This window comes from Amycolatopsis sp. CA-128772, from assembly GCF_002904295.1.
In the GTDB taxonomy this organism is placed as follows: domain Bacteria; phylum Actinomycetota; class Actinomycetes; order Mycobacteriales; family Pseudonocardiaceae; genus Amycolatopsis.
The window spans coordinates 232,917-249,684 of sequence record NZ_PPHG01000072.1; the positions used below are offsets into that span (position 1 = coordinate 232,917).

The following is a 16,768-nucleotide window of genomic DNA, read 5'->3' on the forward strand; positions in this document are numbered from 1 at the left end:
ATGCATCCCTTCGAACGGTTACCCCCCGGTCCAGTGTCGCCCGGGCGGGTCTGCCACGACCGGGTGACCCGGGTCGGCAGCACGCGGCTACACGATGCCCGCCGCGATCAGCTGCGACCAGATCTCGCCCTGGTCGACCACCTCGACGCCGTGCTTCTCGGCCTTGGTCAGCTTGCTCGCCCCGACGTCCGCGCCGGTGATGAGCATGTCCGTGTTCGCCGAGACCGACGTCGCCGTCGTCGCGCCCGCCTTCTCGCAGAGCCGCTGGAACGTCGGGCGGGGGACCTTCTCGCCCGAACGGGGGTCGCTGATCGAGCCGGTGACCACCACCGTCTTGCCCGCCAGCGGCGCGCCGGCCGCGACGACCGGCGGGAGGTCCTCCTCGCGCACGTCCAGGGAAACGCCGGCCGCCCGCAGGCGCTCGAGCTCGGGCCGCAGCCGGGTGAGGTGCTCGATCAGCGACGCGGCCACCTTCGGCCCGATGTCCTCCACCGCCACGAGCCCGTCGACGCCCGCCTCCGCGACGTCCTCCAGGGAGCCGAACCCGGCCCGGCACAGCCGCGCGGCCGTGCCTTCCGAGGCCATCGGGATGGCCAGCCCGATCAGCGCGCGGCGCAGGCCGACCGCCCGGCTCGCGTCGATCGACTCGATCATCCGGGTGGCCGAGACCTCGCCGATGCGGTCGAACTCGAGCAGCTTCTCCTTCGTCAGCCCGTAGAAGTCCGACGGGTGCTCCAGGATCCCGGCCTCGGCCAGCCGCTCGATCCACACGCCGCCGATGGCGTCGATGTCCGCCGCCGCCCGGGACGCCCAGTGGATCAGCCGCCGCACGGTCTGGGCCGGACAGGACACGTTGGTGCAGAACAGTTCCCGGCTGTTGCCCTGCTCGGTCAGCGGCTGCCCGCACGACGGGCACGCGTCCGGCGGGACGATCTCCCGCTCGGCGCCGGTGCGTTTCGAGGCGTCGAGCACGCCGGCCACGAACGGGATGACGTCACCGGCGCGGCGCACCAGCACGGTGTCGCCGATCCTGATCCCGCGGGCGCGGATCACCTCCTGGTTGGCCAGGGTCGCCCGGGTGACCGTGGTGCCGCCCACGAACACCGGCTCCAGCCAGGCGACCGGCGCGATCTTGCCCGTCTTGCCGACGTCCCACACCACGTCGGCCAGCACGGTGGTCTTTTCCTCGGCGGCGAACTTGAAGGCCAGCGCGCCGCGCGGCGAGCTCGACCGGGTGCCGGCCGCCGCGTACGCGTCCCGGCTCGCCAGCCGCAGGACGGCGCCGTCGAGGTCGTAGTCCAGGTCGTTGCGCTGCCGCTCGATCTCGCCGATCACGCCCTGCGCCGCGGCCGCGCCGGCGCAGCGCCGCATGTCGGCCGCGGTGAAGCCGAGCGCGTGCAGGGCGCTGCCGAGGTCGGCCGCCGCGCTGTCGGGCTCGGTGTGGAGGTCGAAGGCGAAGAACCGCAGCCGCCGCTCGGCGACGGTGGCGGGGTCCTTCGCGCGCAGGGTGCCCGCGGCCGCGTTCCGCGGGTTGATCAGCGGCTTGTCGGGGTGCGCGGTGTTGTAGGCCGCGAACGTCGAACGCAGCATGACGGCCTCGCCGCGGACCTCGACCCGGCCCGGCGCGTCGACCTGCTCCGGGATCCCGTCGGTCAAGGCGCGCACGAGGACCGTGACGTCGTCGCCGGTCGTGCCGTCACCGCGGGTGACGGCCCGGGCCAGCCGCCCGTTCTCGTAGACGAGGGCCAGCGACAGCCCGTCCAGCTTCGGCATGACCACCACCGGCTGGCCGGGGAAGCGGTCGAAGAACGCCTCGACCTGCTCGGGTCTGGTCGCCTTGTCCAGCGACAGCATCGGGCGCGAGTGCCGGATCGGCGCGTGCAGCACCGCCGGCGCGCCGACCTGGTCGAGCGGGTTCGGGTCCGGGGTGAGCTCCGGGTGGGCCTCGACCAGGCTCCGCAGCTCGTCCTCGACCGCGTCGTACTCCGCGTCGGCCACCAGCGGCGACCCCCGGTAGTAGGCGTCCCGCAGCACCGTGATGCGGTCGGCGAGGTCCTGGATGCGTTCCTGAGCGTTCACGATCCAGGACGTTACCGGGCACCCCCGACAAAACCGGTCGCCGCCGGCTCCGCGGGTCGCCGGCGACGGCACGGCGGGCGACCGCCGCCCGGGGCGACAAACCCGACGTGCTGGTCCGGCTCCGGGGTTACGATCAAGATCATGCGATTCGCGATCAAGACCTCGCCCCAGAACACCGCATGGGCCGACATGCTCGCCGTGTGGCAGGCCGCGGACGAAATCGAGCTGTTCGAGTCCGGCTGGACGTTCGACCACTTCTATCCCATTTTCTCCGATTCGACCGGTCCCTGCCTGGAAGGCTGGGTGACGCTCACGGCGCTCGCCCAGGCGACGAAGCGGCTGCGGCTGGGCACCCTGGTCAGCGGCGTCCACTACCGCCACCCGGCGCTGCTGGCGAACATGGCGGCCACCCTCGACATCGTTTCCGGCGGCCGGCTCGAGCTCGGCGTCGGCGCGGGCTGGAACGAAGAGGAATCCGGCGCGTACGGCATGCAGCTCGGTTCGGTCAAGGAGCGCAGCGACCGGTTCGAGGAGGCGTGCGAGGTCCTGGTCGGCTTGCTGACGCAGGAAACCACGACGTTCCGGGGTGAGCACTACCAGCTGACCGACGCGCGGTGCGAGCCGAAGGGCGTGCAGCGGCCGCACCCGCCGATCTGCATCGGCGGCAGCGGCGAGAAGCGCACGCTGCGCACGACCGCGAAGTACGCCCAGCACTGGAACTTCGTCGGCGGGACGCCGGAGGAGTTCACCCGCAAGCGCGAGGTGCTGCACCGCCACTGCGCGGACATCGGCCGGGACCCGGCCGAAATCACGTTGTCGTCGCACGTGCGCCTGGAGCCGGACCTCGACTACGCGAAGGTCGCCGCGGAGGCGGAGGCCCTCGGCGAGGCGGGCGTGGACCTGGCCATCGTCTACCTGCCGCCGCCGCACACGCCGGCCGTGCTGGAGCCGCTGGCGAAGGCGCTCGAGCCGCTGCGCTGAACCGCCCGGCCCCGGGCTTTCCGTCCGGGGCCAGCGCATCAGGTGAGCCGCCGATCGGTCCCATGTCCTGCGGAAATGCCGGCGGCCGCAGGAATACCGCACATCAATCGCATTCTTTCGGTGATCAATGGACGGTCACCTGTTTTCGTTACGCTACCGGAAACGGTTCCCGCGGCCGACGGCATCGATCCGGCGAAGATCTCCGCGCTCGCCGCGGCCGATCTCGGGATCGTCCGGCAGGCGGCCGAAATCACCGGCGACGGCACGCTGCACCCGACCGTCGTTTTCGGCAGCGAGGGGTACCTGGCCGGATCTGCCGGGGTAGCCCGGGAGGAGGCGGCGATGACCGGAGGCGGCTCCCGCGCCGCACTCGTCATCGGCTCGGTGGTGCGGGCCCTGGTCGTGCCGGCGGACGAGGTGACGGCCGCGCCGTCGTCCGTCCCGCGGCTCGGCCGCCGGCCGGACCGGGTGCCCTGCCGCGTGCGGGGCGCGATGGACGAGGTCGCGCGGATGCCGTCCCGCTGCCACCACCGCGCCGGCGGCGCCGCACCGCTGATCGGCCTGGAACCGGCCTACCGGCCGGACCGCGGCTACGAGACGCGGACGGCCGGCGCGCACGCCTACCGCCGCGGGATCCTCCGCCAAGCGGGCGCGGTCCACCGGTTCCGCCACGCCCGGCTGCCGGACCACCTGGCCGGAACGGCGGCCGTGCGGAACCGAAGGCGCCCGCACCGATTCCTCCGGGGCCCGCGCGGTGTCTACGTCTTCGGAAGCGGCACACCGCCGATGACCGGAGGCAGAGGAGTGACGACAGTGGGCACCAGGACTTCACCCGCGCCGGCCGCGCCGGGGACGCAGCGAAGATGGGTGCTGGCCATCACCGCGGTCGCCTCGATGCTGGTCGTCCTCGACGCGCTGGTCGTGGCGACCGCGCTGACCGCGATCAAGAGCGACCTCGGCGCGTCGGTCGCCGAGCTCGAGTGGACCGTCAACGCCTACGGCCTGAGCTTCGCCGTCCTGCTGATGACGTCGGCGGCGGCCGGTGACCGCTGGGGCCGGCGCCGGGTCTTCGCGGCCGGGGTGAGCGTGTTCACGGGGGCGTCGCTGCTCTGCGCCCTCGCCCCGGACGCCGGGACGCTGATCGCCGGCCGGGTGCTGCAGGGCGCCGGGGCCGCGTTCGTGATGCCGCTGACGCTCGCCCTGCTCGGGGCGGCGTTCCCGCCGGACCAGCGGCCCAAGGCCCTCGGCGTCTTCGCGAGCGTCAGCGGGGTGGCCGTGCCGCTCGGGCCGCTGCTCGGCGGGGCCGTCGTCGAAGGCGTCTCGTGGCCGTGGATCTTCTGGATCAACGTCCCGGTGGGGATCGCGCTGGTCTTCTTCGCGCTGACCCGGATCGAGGAGAGCCGCGGCCCGGATCCGGCGATCGACGTCCCGGGGCTGGTGCTGGCCGGCGCCGGCTCGTTCGGGGTGGTGTGGGGCCTGGCGCAGGGCCCCACGGCCGGCTGGGCCGGCGCCGGGGTGGCCGGGCCGCTCGTGGCCGGCCTGGTGGCCTTCGGGGCGTTCGCCGCCTGGCAGCGGCGAGCCGCGCACCCGATGCTGCCGCTGCACCTGTTCCGCTCGCGCCGGTTCGCCGCCGGCAACGCGGTGATCTTCTTCCACTGGGCCTCCGCGCTGGGCTCGGTGTTCTTCATGGCGCAGTTCCTGCAGGAGGGGCTGGGGTACCGGCCGCTGGCCGCCGGGCTCGCGCTGGCGCCGTGGGGGCTGACGACCGCGGTGGTCCCGCAGGTGGCGGGCCGGCTGGTCGGCCGGTTCGGCGAGCGCCCGTTCATCGTCGCCGGGCTCGGGCTGCACGGCCTGGCCATGCTCTGGATCGCCCTGGTCGCCGGGCCCGCGACCGGCTACTGGGCCATCGCGGCGCCCCTGGTGCTTTCCGGCACCGGAATCGCGATGTGCCTGCCGGCGGCGCAGAGCGCGGTGCTGACGTCGGTCGCGCCGCGGTTCCTCGGCAAGGCCTCCGGCGCGTTCAGCGCGATGCGGCAGCTCGGCGGCGTGTTCGGGGTGGCGGTCCTGGTCGTCGGGTTCTCGCTGGCGGGCAGCTACGCGTCGCCGGGCGCGTTCAGCCACGGGTTCACCGCCGCCGTCGTGGTCAGTGCCGTCCTCGCCGCCGCGGGGGCGCTGGCCGGCTGTCTCGTCCCGCGGCGCGAATCGGAGGAGCAGGACCGATGACGGAGTTGAAGGCCCACGCCGAGCTGCTGCGCTCGCTGCACCACGGGAAGCTGCTCGTGCTGCCGAACGCCTGGGACGAGGCCAGCGCGGAACTGGTCGTCGAGGCCGGGTTCCCGGTCGTGGCGACGTCGAGCGTCGCGGTGGCGGACGTGCTCGGTCACCAGGACGGCGAAAAGGCGCCGTGGCGCGAGATGTTCGCGGCCGTCGCGCGGATCGCCCGCGCGGTGCCGGTGCCGGTGACCGTGGACGCCGAGGCGGGCTACGGCCTGGAGCCGGCGCAGCTGGTGGCCGGACTGCTCGAAGCCGGCGCGGCCGGCTGCAACCTCGAGGACACCGATCACCGGGCGGGCGGTCTCACGGACGTGGCCGCGCAGGCGGACCGCCTGGCCGGGGTGCGGGCGGCCGCCGACGCGGCGGGCGTCCCGCTCGTCGTCAACGCGCGGATCGACGTTTTCCTGCCCCCGAGCGGGATCCCGGAAGCGGACCGGGTCGCGGAGGCGGTTCGCCGCGGGCAGCGCTACCGCGCGGCCGGCGCGGACTGCGTGTACCCGATCGGGGTGTCCGGTGCCGACGTCCTGGGCCGGCTGGTCGAGGGCGTGCCCGGGCCGGTCAACGGCAACGCGGGCCCGGCGCTGGACCTGGACACCCTGGCGTCGCTGGGGGTCGCCAGGGTGTCCTACGGCCCGCGGTTCTACCGCGGGGGCCTGGCCGCGATGCGCGGGTCGCTCGACGAGCTGCGCATCGCGGCGGGAACGGCGGGACCGGGTGCCGGCGCGTCCCGCCGATGAGGAGGTGCTCGCCGCCGCCCTCGACCACGCGGTCGCGGCGGCGGCCGAGGCCGATCCCGGCCGCCCGTCGGGCTGCGCCGGCTGGACCGTGGCCGGAGTCCTCGCGCACCTCACGCAGTCCCTGCGCTGCGTGGCCGATGCGCTGGTCTCCGGAACCGTGCCGGTGCCCGCCGCGCGGACGTCGGGCCGCGACCTTGGCCGGGCGGCCGTCGCGCTCGCCGCCGCGGCACGCGATCTGCGCGGCCGGCGCGCGGTCGCCGTCGACGGGCTGGCGCTGCCGTGCCGGCAGCTGATCGTGGTGGGCGCGCTCGAGGCCGCCGTGCACGGCTGGGACGCCGTCCCGTCCCGGCCGATCCCCGGTGACCTGGCGGCCCGGCTGCTCGCCGAACTGCCCTCGGTGCTCACCCGCCGCGAGGGGCTGTTCGCCGAGCCGGTCGTGCTGCCGGCGGGCCGCCCGGCCGGCGAACGCCTCCTCGCGGCCCTCGGGCGCGACCCCTCGGTGCGCGATTTCCGTCCATGACCGACGATGTCCCCGACGAGCAGGGAGTGCGTGTGTCTTCCGAAGCGATCCCCCGCACCGAGCGGCTGCAGGCCGAGTTCGGCTCACTCCGCCCGGCGCTGGTCGCGCACTGCTACCGGATGACCGGGTCCTACCAGGACGCCGAAGACGCCGTCCAGGAGACCTGGCTCAAGGCCGTGCGAGGCGTGGCCGCGTTCGAGGAGCGGTCGTCGCTCAAGACGTGGCTCTACCGGATCGCCACCAACACGTGCCTGACCGAGCTGAACCACCGGAGCCGCCGCGTGCTCCCCGCCGGGCTCGGCGCGGCGTCGGACGATCCCGGGGTGCGGGTCTTCGCCGACGACTCGCTCGCGTGGCTCGGGCCGCTGCCCGACGCGGTGCTCGGCGACCCGGGCGAGGTCGTCGTGCGGCGCGAGTCGGTCCGGCTGGCGCTGGTCGCGGCGCTGCAGCACCTGCCGGCCCGGCAGCGGGCGGCGTTCCTGCTGCGCGAGGTGCTTTCGTGGTCGGCCACGGAGATCGCGGAGACCCTCGGCGTCAGCGTCCCCGCGGTCAAGAGCCTGCTGCAGCGGGCCCGCGTCCGGCTCGACGAGCTGGACCTGGACGACCGGCCGCCGCCCGGCCCGGAGCTCGAACGTGCACTGCTCGACCGCTACATCGCGGCGTTCGAAGCCGAGGACACCGCGGCCCTGCGGGCGGTCATCCACGACGACTTCAGCATCGAAGCCGTCCCGCACCCGGTGTGGTTCAAGGGCGTGGACGTCTGTCTGCCGTTCCTGGAGCGGGCGTTCTCGGCCCCGGGCGGCGCCGCGCGGCTGCGGCCCACCCGCGCGAACGGCCAGCCCGCCGCGGGCAGCTACCGCTTCGGAGGCGCCGACGGGCTGTGGGTGTTCACGGTGACGGACGGCCGGTTCTCGCGGGCGGTGAAGTTCCACGACCCCGGGCTCGTCACGGCCGCCGGCCTGCCGGCCCGGCTCGGTCAGTGAGCGAGCAGCTTCACCGCCACCACGACGCGGTCTCCAGGACGGGCCCGGCCCGGCGGAGACGTGTCCGCGCGCCGGGCTTCGGTCACGCCCGGAACCTCAACCGGGCCGGCGTGCGCGGATCCGCCGGACCACGAACACCCCGGCGCCGGCGGCGATCGCCGCGAAGACGACGTACTGGAAGATCGACGCGTACCCCTCGACCCGGTGCCAGTGTTCGCCGAGCAGGTAGCCCGCGCCGACGAACGCGGTGTTCCAGACCAGGCTGCCGGCCGTGGTGAAGAGCAGGAACCGCCCGAACGGCATCCGCTCGACCCCCGCGGGGACCGAGACGAAGCTCCGGAACAGCGGGATCATGCGCCCGAGGAAGACGGCTTTGCCGCCGTGCCGCGCGAACCAGGCGGCGGTCCGGTCGAAGTCACGGGCGTCGACGAGCGGCAGCCGGCTCACGAGCCGCCGCGTGCGGTCGTGCCCGAGCCGGCGCCCGAGCAGGTAGCCGACGACGGCGCCGGCCACGGAACCGAAGGTGGTCCAGAAGAGGGCGGACCCGAGCCCGAACGTCCCCCGCCCGGCGGCGAAGCCGGCGAGCGGGAGGACGAGTTCGCTGGGAAGGGGCGGGAACAGGTTGTCGAGCCCGACGACGAGGGCGGCGCCGGGGCCGCCGAGCGACTCCATGAGCCCGACGGCCCACCCGGCCACCCCGGTGAGTTCTTCGGCGGCGGGGGCTTTGGTCATCCGTGGCCTTCCCGAGCCGTCATGGTGGACGCGCCCTGCGACTTCCCGGGACAGCTCGCCCCGGCCGACGTGACTGTCCCTTGTGGACTCAGTTGCCGCTGCAGGCCTGGGTCAGCGCCGACACCTGTTCCGTCCGCTGCCGCAACCACTCCGCCGAGCCGGTGGCCACGTCGTCCACGGTGGTCTCCCGCAACGTCGTCGCCAGCTTGTCGATCGCCTCGCCCGCCGTCGTGTTCGCCGCGCGGGACGCCAGACCCTCCAGCTCGCCCGCCGCCGCGTGGGCCCGGTCGGCCGCGGCCTTCGGGTCCGTCAGGTCCGGGGGTGTCGTGGCGATCCGGACCGCGTCCGCGCAGACCGCGGCCGTCGATGCCGCGTTGCCCACCTTGCCCGCCGTCTCCGCCGCCACGCCGCAGCCGGTGAGCGTGAGGGCCAGCAGGACCGCAACCGTCAGGGACTTCATCGGTTTTCCTTCCGTGGGACCGCGGTGCGGGTCCGGATCAGGCTGGCGGCGACCGCCGCGGCGAGGATGGCGCCGACCACGCCCAGGGAGAGCGCCGTCGGAATTTTCCAGACGTCCAGGAGCAGCATCTTCACGCCCACCCAGACCAGCACCATGGCCAGCCCGAGCTTCAGGTACACGAAGCGGTGCATGACGTCGGCGAGCAGGAAGTACATCGCCCGCAGGCCCAGCACCGCGAACGCGTTCGACGTGAACACGAGGAACGGTTCCTGGGTCACCGCGAAGATCGCCGGGATCGAGTCGACCGCGAAGACGACGTCGGTGACCTCGATCAGCACCAGCACCGCGAGCAGCGGCGTGGCCACCCAGCGGCCGGCCTGGCGCACGAGGAACCTGCCGCCGTGGTCGTCGTCGGTCGTCGGGACGAGGCGGCGGAACACCCGCAGCACCGGGTTCTTGCCGTAGTCGACCGTTTCGTCCCGGTGGAAGGCCATCCGGATCCCGGTGAGGACCAGGAACGCGCCGAACACGTAGAGGATCCAGGCGAAACCGGCGATCAGGACCGAGCCCGCCGCGATGAACACCGCCCGGAACACCAGCGCGCCGATGACGCCGTAGAACAGGATGCGGTGCTGGTACTCGCGGGGGACGGCGAAGTAGCCGAAGATGATCGCGAACACGAAGACGTTGTCGACCGCCAGGGACTTTTCGATGACGTAGCCGGCGAAGTACTGGCCCGCGAACTCCGCGCCCCAGACCCACCAGACCACCGCGCCGAAGGCGAGCCCGAGCACGACCCACACGCCCGACCAGGCGAGCGCCTCGCGGACGCCGACGACGGAGGTCTTCCGATGGGCGGCCAGGTCGATGGCAAGCATGGCCAGGATGACGCCCAGCACGGCGGCCCAGGCCCACAGGGGGACGGTCACGACACACACCTCCGGTTCGGTGACGAACCGGAGGTCTCCCCGGTCACCCGAAGGTGACGCCGGCACCGGGCTGCTCTCGGGCAGCCGGACTGACGATGCCGGACCGGGCGGGTACTCCCCTCCGCTGCCACCAGAATGACGAACTCCACTTCGTCTGTCAAGTTCGGACGGCTACTGTGGCCGCCATGGCTTCGTGGACGTTCCTCAGCAACCACGCGCACGTCCTGCTGTGCGTGGCCGCGGATCCGGACCGCACGCTGCACGACATCGCCGCGCGCGTGGGCATCACCGAACGCGGCGTGCAGCTCATCCTCGGCGACCTCATCGCGGAGGGCTACCTGGAACGCGAGCGCATCGGCCGCCGCAACCACTACCGGATCCACCCGGAAGGCCGGCTGCGCCACCCGCTGGAGGCGCACCACCGGGTGGCGGACCTCGTCGCGGCGCTGGGCTTGGAGCCCGGAGAGCCCGGGGAGCCCGGGGAGCCCGCGGCCGCCGGGTGACCGCGGGCGGACCCGAGATCACGCTTGTGGGTGACCGCCTCGGGCGCCCATCGGTGGCGTCGCCCGGAGGGTGCGGCGGTTCCTCGCCTGAACCCGGCCACCCGGCGCCACCTCCGGTGGGCAGCCTTTACCCTCGGCGCCGGCCGCGGTCACCCTCGGCGCCGGCCGCGGTCACCCCCGGCTGGCCGCGGTCATCCCCGGCGCCGGCCGCGGTCACCCTCGGCGCCGGCCGCGCTCACCCCCGGCTGGCCGCGGTCATCCCCGGCGCCGGCCGCGGTCACCCTTGGCGCCGGCCGCGAGTCACCCCCGGTCGACGGCCCTCAGCCAAGCCGCCGCGTCCGGGGTGACGACCCCGGGCTCGGCGCTGTGCAGCACCGGCTCACCCCACCCCGCCGGCGGCGTGAAGTCCGTGGTCCCGGTGTTGACGACGCACACCACCGCCCCGCGCCGGAACGCGAGCACCGCGTCGTCGCCCGTGCCGAGCCACTCCACCGGTCCGGGTTCCCCGAGGCCGAGCTCGCGCCGCGTCCGGATCGCGCGGCGGTGGAGCGCCAGCGTCGACGTCTCGTCCTGGGCCTCCGCCGCGTAGCCCGCGAACCAGTCCGGCTGGGGCAGCCACGGCGTGCCGGTGCTGAAGCCGAACGCCGGGCCGGTCGCCGACCAGGGGAGCGGAACGCGGCAGCCGTCGCGGCCCTTCTCCCGGCCGCCGCTGCGGTGGAACACCGGGTCCTGGCGGGCGGCGTCGGGCAGGTCGAGCACCTCCGGCAGGCCCAGCTCCTCGCCCTGGTACAGGAACACCGAGCCGGGCAGGGCCAGGAGCAGCAGCAACGCCGCGCGGGCGCGGCGCTCGCCCCGCTCGACGTCGACCTCGCCGCGGGGGCGCATCAGGGCCGCGAACGCGTCGTTGCTCTCCGGCGGCGCCTCGGGGCGGACGATGCCGTAGCGCGTGACCGCGCGGTGCACGTCGTGGTTGGCCAGCGTCCACGCCGCCGGGGCGCCGTGCACCGCGGTCCGGGCCACCGCGCGCTCGGCCGCGCCGCGCAGCGCCCCCGCCTCCCACGGCTGGACGAGCAGGTCGAACGAGAACGCCTGGTGCAGCTCGTCCGGGCGCAGGTAGTCGTCGAGGTCCGCCGGGTCGGGCACCCAGACCTCGCCGACCAGCAGCAGGTCGCGCTCGTAGCCCTCGGCCAGCGCCCGCCAGCGCCGGAAGATCTCGTGCACCTCCGGCCGGTTCCAGCTGTAGGCGTTGTAGCCGCCGCCGTCCCAGTCGCGCAGGGCCGCGTCCTTGATCAGCCCGTGGCAGACGTCGATGCGGAAGCCGTCCACGCCGCGGTCGAACCAGAACCGCAGGATGTCGTCGAACTCGGCCAGGACGGCCGGGTGGCGCCAGTCGAAGTCCGGCTGCTCGCGGGCGAACAGGTGCAGGTACCACTGGCCGGGCGTGCCGTCGGGTTCGGTGACCCGGGTCCAGGCCGGCCCGCCGAACACCGACTGCCAGTTGTTGGGCGGCCCGTCGCCGCGGCCGTCGCGGAAGACGAACCGGGCGCGTTCGGGGGAGCCCGGCCCGGCGGCGAGCGCCGCGGCGAACCAGGGGTGCCGCTCCGAGCAGTGGTTCGGGACGAGGTCCATCAGGATCCGCAGCCCGCGCGCGTGCGCCTCGGCGACCAGCCGGTCGAAGGTTCCGAGGTCGCCGTACTCGGGGTTGACGCCGCGGTAGTCGGCGATGTCGTAGCCGTGGTCGGCCTGCGGCGAGGGGTAGCACGGGTTGAGCCAGATCGCGCCGGCACCGAGCCCGGCGATGTGGTCCAGCCGCCGGATCACCCCGCCGAGGTCGCCGACGCCGTCGCCGTCGCTGTCGGCGAAGGACCGGACGTAGAGCTGGTAGACGACCGCGTCGTCCCAGAAGGAGCGGGTACGGGAGGTGGGAGCCGGGGACACCCCGCGATCCTCGCACGCGGGCCACGGCCGCCCCGCCGCCCCTCGCCACCGGAAGCGCGTTGGGAGATCACTGGGACGAGCCGGGCCGCGTGAACGGTCCGGATCCGGTCCACGGGCCCCTGGTGTCCGGGTCAACTTCCCCAGGAGGTCACGGATGGCCGAGGACACGCGCGACCGGCGGGTGGCGGCTCCGGCCGCGGGACATGGGCGGCCTTCCTACCGAAGGGAACAGTTGCCGAGCACGGGAGCCGGACCGGCCGCTGCTGCGTTCTGCCGGCCGGATGAGAAGCCGGCATTGCCCCCAGCCGGCACGCCCCGGGACTACCTGCCCGCGATGCCGCTCCCGCAGCCCGGTCGCCGCCGGCGTCTTCGATGCGCCGCTAGCGCCGGTTCAGCAGGAGCGTCAGCGTCAGGCGCCCATGCCGTGCAGCAACACACCTGGTCGTGGTCAGGGGTTCACGGGGTCATCGTCCCGCAGCCGGTCCTCGAACGATCAGGTGGGGAGGCCGTCGTCGCCGGTTTCCAGTGACTGGGTCTTGAACTTCGTCAGGAACGCGCCGAGCTCGCCGGCCGGCGACTCGATGATCGTGGCGCCGTCCTGCCAGGTTCCGTCGAGGTGCTGGAACTGTCCCGGGGGGTCGCCCTGGTTGTAGTGGATGTCGTGGACGCCCAGGCCGTGGCTGTACGGCGCGCCGAACACGTACACCCGCCGGCACCCCGCCAGGCGTTGCTCCAGCAGGTTCAGCGCGTTGTCCGCGGTGCTCTCGACCCAGCCGAACCGGGGCGACCGGAGGATCGCGTTGACCATCGCCGCCAGCGGGCCGGCGACCAGCGTCAGGCAACCCCGGCCGCGCAGGAGGGGGGAGCGCAGGTAGTCGAGCGCGCCGGAGGTCGCCGTGCGGACGAGGGGGTGCCAGCCCGGGCCGAGGGCGGACACCGGGGAGAACCGGCTCGTGTCGAGATTGCGCACTTCGCGGTACTGCACCGGGACGCCGCTCGGTGTCGACACGTCGACCGCGCATTCGTACTGGCCCTGCGGGGCCTGCACGGTCAGCTTGCCGTGGTACCAGGACCCGAAGTCGGTGGGGTCCTCCCGGGTGAACGAGACCAGCGTGCCGATCAGGACGCCGTAGGCGGGCAGCGGCATCGGTTCCTCCTCGGATCAGCGGAACAGCAGCCGCTGGCGGTAGCCGGGGGTGCTCCGGCGGTAGTAGCGGGCCGCCCACGTGTCGTCGGGGGCGAGGTAGACGACGTCGCGCGGGTCGTCGCGGAACTTCTGCTGCAGGTACCGGAAGTAGAAGTGGTTGAACAGCCTCATGAATTCCCCGAGGTAAAGGTCGGCGACCCGGGTGTCGCCCCGGATCACCAGCATGTTCTCGTCGTTCTCGTGCACCGAGGCGTCGCTGAAGTTGCCGGAGCCGGTGATCACCAAGGGGTCGTCGCCGAGCGGGTCGACGAGCATGAACTTCGTGTGCGTGTACCGGACGTGGAAGTTCAGGCCGGTCAGCTGTTCCCGGGTCCAGCGGTCGAGGATGTCCGTGCTCAGCAGGGATCCGACGGCGACCTTGACGTCGTGGTCGCGGGTGAACTCCACGTCCCCGCTGTCGGGCGGTTCTTCGAGGACGAGGTAGCGCAGCACGTCGGACTCGGTGGCGATCGCCTCGGCGATCTTATCGTGCACGCCGAACGCCGCGGTCATGAAGAACGACTTCCGGGCGCGCCCGGCCTGTCCGGCGTACCAGTCGATCAGGTCCAGGGTGGTTCTCGGGCTCACCACCGGCGAGATCCCGGCCGGTGGTGGCGTGGCCGGGGTGGGCGTCGCACTCGTGTCGGCCGGCCGGATCTCGTCGTAGTCCGGGTCGGTGGACAGGCGCGTCCAGTAGTCGAGGTAGCCGGCGGCGACCGCGGGGTCGCGCACGAGGTGCCCGACGTTGGACTGGCCGAACAAGCCGCCCCAGGTGAAGTTCGTCGAGCCGGTCCAGACGGCCTGGGGCACGTCGTCGTGCAGCAGCACGAGGAACTTGTTGTGCGAGATGGCGCTGTTCGTCCTGCGGGGGATCATGCACGCCTGCAGGCCGGCGGCGGCGATGGCCGGTTCCGACTGCTGCCAGACCTTGGCGCGCTTCGGATCCGTGCTGGGCCGCCCCCGCCGGTCGTAGACGATCTTGACGTCGGCCCCGCGGTCGGCGGCGGCCTTCAGGGCGTCGAGGACGCGCGGGTAGGAGAATTCGTAGACCGACCCGCGCAGCGCGAACCCGGGCCCGGCGGCCGAGGCGATGAACTCCAGCAACGCTTCTTCGAGGCCGCGGGACAGCCAGTCGTAGGCGGAGTCGGTGCGGTCGCCGTCGCGCGGCGGGCGCCCGAATTCCTGCGCGTACGCCTGGCCGGCGGCGACCCCGCGGTTGAAGTGGATGGCGTGCGTGCCGGTGTCGACGGGTTCCGTGCGGACGGTGACCGAGACCTCGCGCCGCTCCTCGAGGTTCTTCGGTTTCCCGTAGAGCGCGACGACGCGGTACACGTACTCGTGGTCCGGCTCGGTGGTGTAGTCACCCCACTGGAAGCCCTGCAGCGGGTGCTCGCGCAGGCTGACCGAGGTGCCCGGCGGGATGCCGCGGGACGTCTCCTCGAACACCTTCATGCCGCGGAGCCAGTACCGTTCCTTTTTGGCCGGATCGGTCCGTTCGATGGCGAAACCGAGCAACCCCTTGGTGGCCCGCTTCGGCAGGTCGATCCCGAACAGCACGACGTATGATCCGGCCACGGCGTGCACCTGCATCGAATCGGCAGTACTGCGGCTCCGCATGGTCGTGCCTCCGCCCCGCCGGCCGTCCGTCCGGCAGCGGATCGGCTCCGGCATTCATGGGTCGCACGGGACGCAACGGCCGTTACGGGCTCGGTGCCCGCCCGGCTAGCGGGTGAAGGTGAACCAGCTGACGTTCACGAAGTCCGACGAGCTCCCCGAGAACGTCAGGTACAGATCGTGCACCCCCGTGGCCGCCCCCACGATGTTGGCCGGGATCGTCTGCCACTGCTGCCAGCCGCCGTTGCCGGCGAAGTCGATTTCCGCGATCACCGGGCCCGACACGCCGTCCAGCCGGGCCTTGATCGCGCCGCTGACCCCCGCCGCCGCGCCCGAAGCCAGGCGGGCGACGAACTGGTTCGGCGAGCTCGAGCCGAAGTCCACGCGGGCGTACTTCAGCCAGTCGCCGTTGGCTATCCAGCCCACGTCGACGCCGCCGCCCGTGTCGGTGCACGTCTCGTTCTGCGTGCCGCTCTGGGCGTTGTACGCCTCCGCCTGGATCGTCGAGTACGCGCTCGTGCCGCCGGAGCCCGGCGGGGTCGTGCCGCCGCCCGCGCCCGGGCCCAGTGCGACCGTCCAGGACGTCGGGGCCGGGTCCTGGAGGTGGCCGTCGACCGGCTGGGCGCCCGTCGGGCCCACGTCGTCGTACGGGAACGCGTAGCCGATCGACGCGTACTGGTGCACCAGGCGCGCGTAGTGGTTGGTGGTCGCCTCGCGGTAGTACTGCGAAGGCGCTACGCCGTCGGGCTGGTTGTTGCCGCCCGCGACCAGCAGGCTGCTGCGGTTCAGCGCCGCGGCCAGGCGGGCCGCGACCGCGCCCCGGGCGTCGCTGCCGGAGTTGTACAGCGGCCCGCTCGCGCAGCCGAAGATGTCCGCCGCGCTCGGTTTGGTGAACGGCACCCCGTTGGTGTTCAGGCCGCCGAACACGATCGCGTCGCCGCTGACCGTGCCCGTGTAGGAGCCGATGCCGCCCTGCCCGTTGATCGTCAGCGGCGTCGAGCGGTAGTGGTCCCAGACGGCGTTGAGGTAGTTCGTCCAGTAGCCGCCGAAGTCGACGGGGGAGTGGCCGGGCGCGAGTACCCGCACCACCTGGCCGCCGGCGTCGGTGACGACCAGCCGGTCCCACGGTGCGCCGTCGGTGGTGTGCTGCGCGCGCAGCCCGTCCGCGATGCTGCCCAGGGCGCCGTTCGGCAGCGGGCTGACCGACTGCGCGTCCGCCGCGCCGGTGGTGGCCATCGACACCGGCAGGGCCACCATGTCGACGTAGCTGATGTTGGCGTAGAGGTTCGCGCTGTTGTAGGTGAACTCGCAGAACGTCCAGTTCGTCTGCCAGTTCGGGTCCGAGCTGGTGAAGCCGGGCTGGACCAGGCCGGGCCCGGGGTTGACGAAGAACTGGATCTTCTTGTCCACCGAGAACCACACCCGGCCGCCGATGAGGTAGTCGGTCAGGGTCACGGTGAGCTGCGCGCCCGAGCCGCCGAGCGGGATGGCGTAGTCGGGAACCGGCGTCACCGGCGACGACGGGTTGGGCAGCGCCTGGAACCGGCCGTCGGCGGTGACGAACCCGGGGCGCCCGGCGGTGTCCGAGCCGCTGATGTAGGCGTAGACGGTGCCGCTGCCGGAGTTGTTCTTCAGGGTCAGCGGCAGGGCGGCGGCCGCCCGGGCGCCCGGCGCGGTGAGGGCCGACCACAGCGGTGTCCCGGCGACGGCCGCCAGGCCCGCGGTGACGAAGGTACGCCTCGACAGCATGGCACCTCCTGGGGAAAGGGCTTTCGTGTCCGGCGGACGGTAGGTACCGGTTCCGGCGGGGTCAACATCCGGCGGCCCGGGTC

General features: G+C 73.3%; 14 protein-coding genes. 6 read left to right on the top strand and 8 right to left on the bottom strand.

The features are described from left to right. Nucleotides 1–87: 87 nt before the first annotated feature. Nucleotides 88–2,079 (bottom strand): NAD-dependent DNA ligase LigA, encoded by a 1,992-nt coding sequence (ligA, locus tag C2L59_RS26980; RefSeq protein ID WP_103352284.1) that lies wholly within the window; start codon nt 2,077–2,079, stop codon nt 88–90. 141 nt (nt 2,080–2,220) lie between these two features. Between ligA and C2L59_RS26985 the strand changes: the two genes are divergently transcribed. From C2L59_RS26985 to C2L59_RS27010, 5 genes are all read left to right on the top strand, one after another. Further along, entirely contained in the window at nt 2,221–3,060 is an 840-nt protein-coding gene (locus C2L59_RS26985) for an LLM class F420-dependent oxidoreductase (protein ID WP_199199266.1), read from the top strand. A 120-nt stretch (nt 3,061–3,180) separates the two neighbouring features. After that, entirely contained in the window at nt 3,181–5,283 is a 2,103-nt protein-coding gene (locus C2L59_RS26995; protein WP_233223713.1) for an MFS transporter, read from the top strand. Further along, nucleotides 5,280–6,071, top strand: coding sequence for an isocitrate lyase/phosphoenolpyruvate mutase family protein (locus C2L59_RS27000; protein ID WP_103352285.1), 792 nt, complete (start codon nt 5,280–5,282; stop codon nt 6,069–6,071). Before C2L59_RS26995 ends, C2L59_RS27000 begins: the two co-directional genes overlap by 4 nt. Beyond that, the gene (locus C2L59_RS27005) at nt 6,049–6,591 is read left to right on the top strand and encodes a maleylpyruvate isomerase family mycothiol-dependent enzyme (protein ID WP_103352286.1); all 543 of its coding nucleotides are present in this window, start codon (nt 6,049–6,051) and stop codon (nt 6,589–6,591) included. The genes C2L59_RS27000 and C2L59_RS27005 overlap by 23 nt, the downstream gene beginning before the upstream one ends. Nucleotides 6,592–6,623: 32 nt before the next feature. Beyond that, nucleotides 6,624–7,574 carry an RNA polymerase subunit sigma-70 gene (locus C2L59_RS27010; RefSeq protein WP_233223714.1) on the top strand — a complete coding sequence of 317 codons (951 nt, stop codon included), beginning with the start codon at nt 6,624–6,626 and terminating at the stop codon, nt 7,572–7,574. Nucleotides 7,575–7,670: 96 nt separating this feature from the next. On the opposite strand, the gene C2L59_RS27015 is transcribed toward C2L59_RS27010, so the two are convergent. The 3 genes from C2L59_RS27015 to C2L59_RS27025 form a co-directional block, all read right to left on the bottom strand. Then, complete coding sequence (locus C2L59_RS27015; protein ID WP_103352287.1) at nt 7,671–8,306, bottom strand: DedA family protein; 636 nt, start codon at nt 8,304–8,306, stop codon at nt 7,671–7,673. 88 nt (nt 8,307–8,394) lie between these two features. Then, nucleotides 8,395–8,766, bottom strand: coding sequence for a bacteriophage spanin2 family protein (locus C2L59_RS27020; RefSeq protein WP_103352288.1), 372 nt, complete (start codon nt 8,764–8,766; stop codon nt 8,395–8,397). Beyond that, complete coding sequence (locus tag C2L59_RS27025; RefSeq protein ID WP_103352385.1) at nt 8,763–9,695, bottom strand: TerC family protein; 933 nt, start codon at nt 9,693–9,695, stop codon at nt 8,763–8,765. Before C2L59_RS27025 ends, C2L59_RS27020 begins: the two co-directional genes overlap by 4 nt. A gap of 185 nt (nt 9,696–9,880) precedes the next feature. Here C2L59_RS27025 and C2L59_RS27030 point away from each other — a divergent pair, with 185 nt between their 5' ends. Further along, nucleotides 9,881–10,198 (top strand): AsnC family transcriptional regulator, encoded by a 318-nt coding sequence (locus tag C2L59_RS27030; RefSeq protein WP_103352386.1) that lies wholly within the window; start codon nt 9,881–9,883, stop codon nt 10,196–10,198. A gap of 300 nt (nt 10,199–10,498) precedes the next feature. Here the strand turns inward: C2L59_RS27030 and C2L59_RS27035 are convergent, their stop codons facing one another. The 4 genes from C2L59_RS27035 to C2L59_RS27050 all read right to left on the bottom strand — a co-directional run bounded on the left by C2L59_RS27035 (nt 10,499) and on the right by C2L59_RS27050 (nt 16,685). Then, nucleotides 10,499–12,136 carry an alpha-amylase family glycosyl hydrolase gene (locus C2L59_RS27035; protein ID WP_103352289.1) on the bottom strand — a complete coding sequence of 546 codons (1,638 nt, stop codon included), beginning with the start codon at nt 12,134–12,136 and terminating at the stop codon, nt 10,499–10,501. A 493-nt stretch (nt 12,137–12,629) separates the two neighbouring features. Beyond that, the gene (locus tag C2L59_RS27040) at nt 12,630–13,283 is read right to left on the bottom strand and encodes a DUF2278 family protein (protein WP_103352290.1); all 654 of its coding nucleotides are present in this window, start codon (nt 13,281–13,283) and stop codon (nt 12,630–12,632) included. Between the two features lie 15 nt (nt 13,284–13,298). Beyond that, entirely contained in the window at nt 13,299–14,897 is a 1,599-nt protein-coding gene (locus tag C2L59_RS27045) for a phospholipase D-like domain-containing protein (protein WP_158263115.1), read from the bottom strand. A gap of 147 nt (nt 14,898–15,044) precedes the next feature. Further along, entirely contained in the window at nt 15,045–16,685 is a 1,641-nt protein-coding gene (locus C2L59_RS27050; protein WP_103352292.1) for a beta-1,3-glucanase family protein, read from the bottom strand. Nucleotides 16,686–16,768 lie beyond the last annotated feature (83 nt).

What these genes read in the sequence shown, in the direction of transcription:
- C2L59_RS27040 (WP_103352290.1), bottom strand. Translation starts at nt 13,283, where the DNA reads ATGCCGCTGCCCGCCTACGGCGTCCTGATCGGCACGCTGGTCTCGTTC.
- C2L59_RS27015 (WP_103352287.1), bottom strand. Translation starts at nt 8,306, where the DNA reads ATGACCAAAGCCCCCGCCGCCGAAGAACTCACCGGGGTGGCCGGGTGG.
- C2L59_RS27000 (WP_103352285.1), top strand. Translation starts at nt 5,280, where the DNA reads ATGACGGAGTTGAAGGCCCACGCCGAGCTGCTGCGCTCGCTGCACCAC.
- C2L59_RS27050 (WP_103352292.1), bottom strand. Translation starts at nt 16,685, where the DNA reads ATGCTGTCGAGGCGTACCTTCGTCACCGCGGGCCTGGCGGCCGTCGCC.
- C2L59_RS27020 (WP_103352288.1), bottom strand. Translation starts at nt 8,766, where the DNA reads ATGAAGTCCCTGACGGTTGCGGTCCTGCTGGCCCTCACGCTCACCGGC.
- C2L59_RS26985 (WP_199199266.1), top strand. Translation starts at nt 2,221, where the DNA reads ATGCGATTCGCGATCAAGACCTCGCCCCAGAACACCGCATGGGCCGAC.
- C2L59_RS27030 (WP_103352386.1), top strand. Translation starts at nt 9,881, where the DNA reads ATGGCTTCGTGGACGTTCCTCAGCAACCACGCGCACGTCCTGCTGTGC.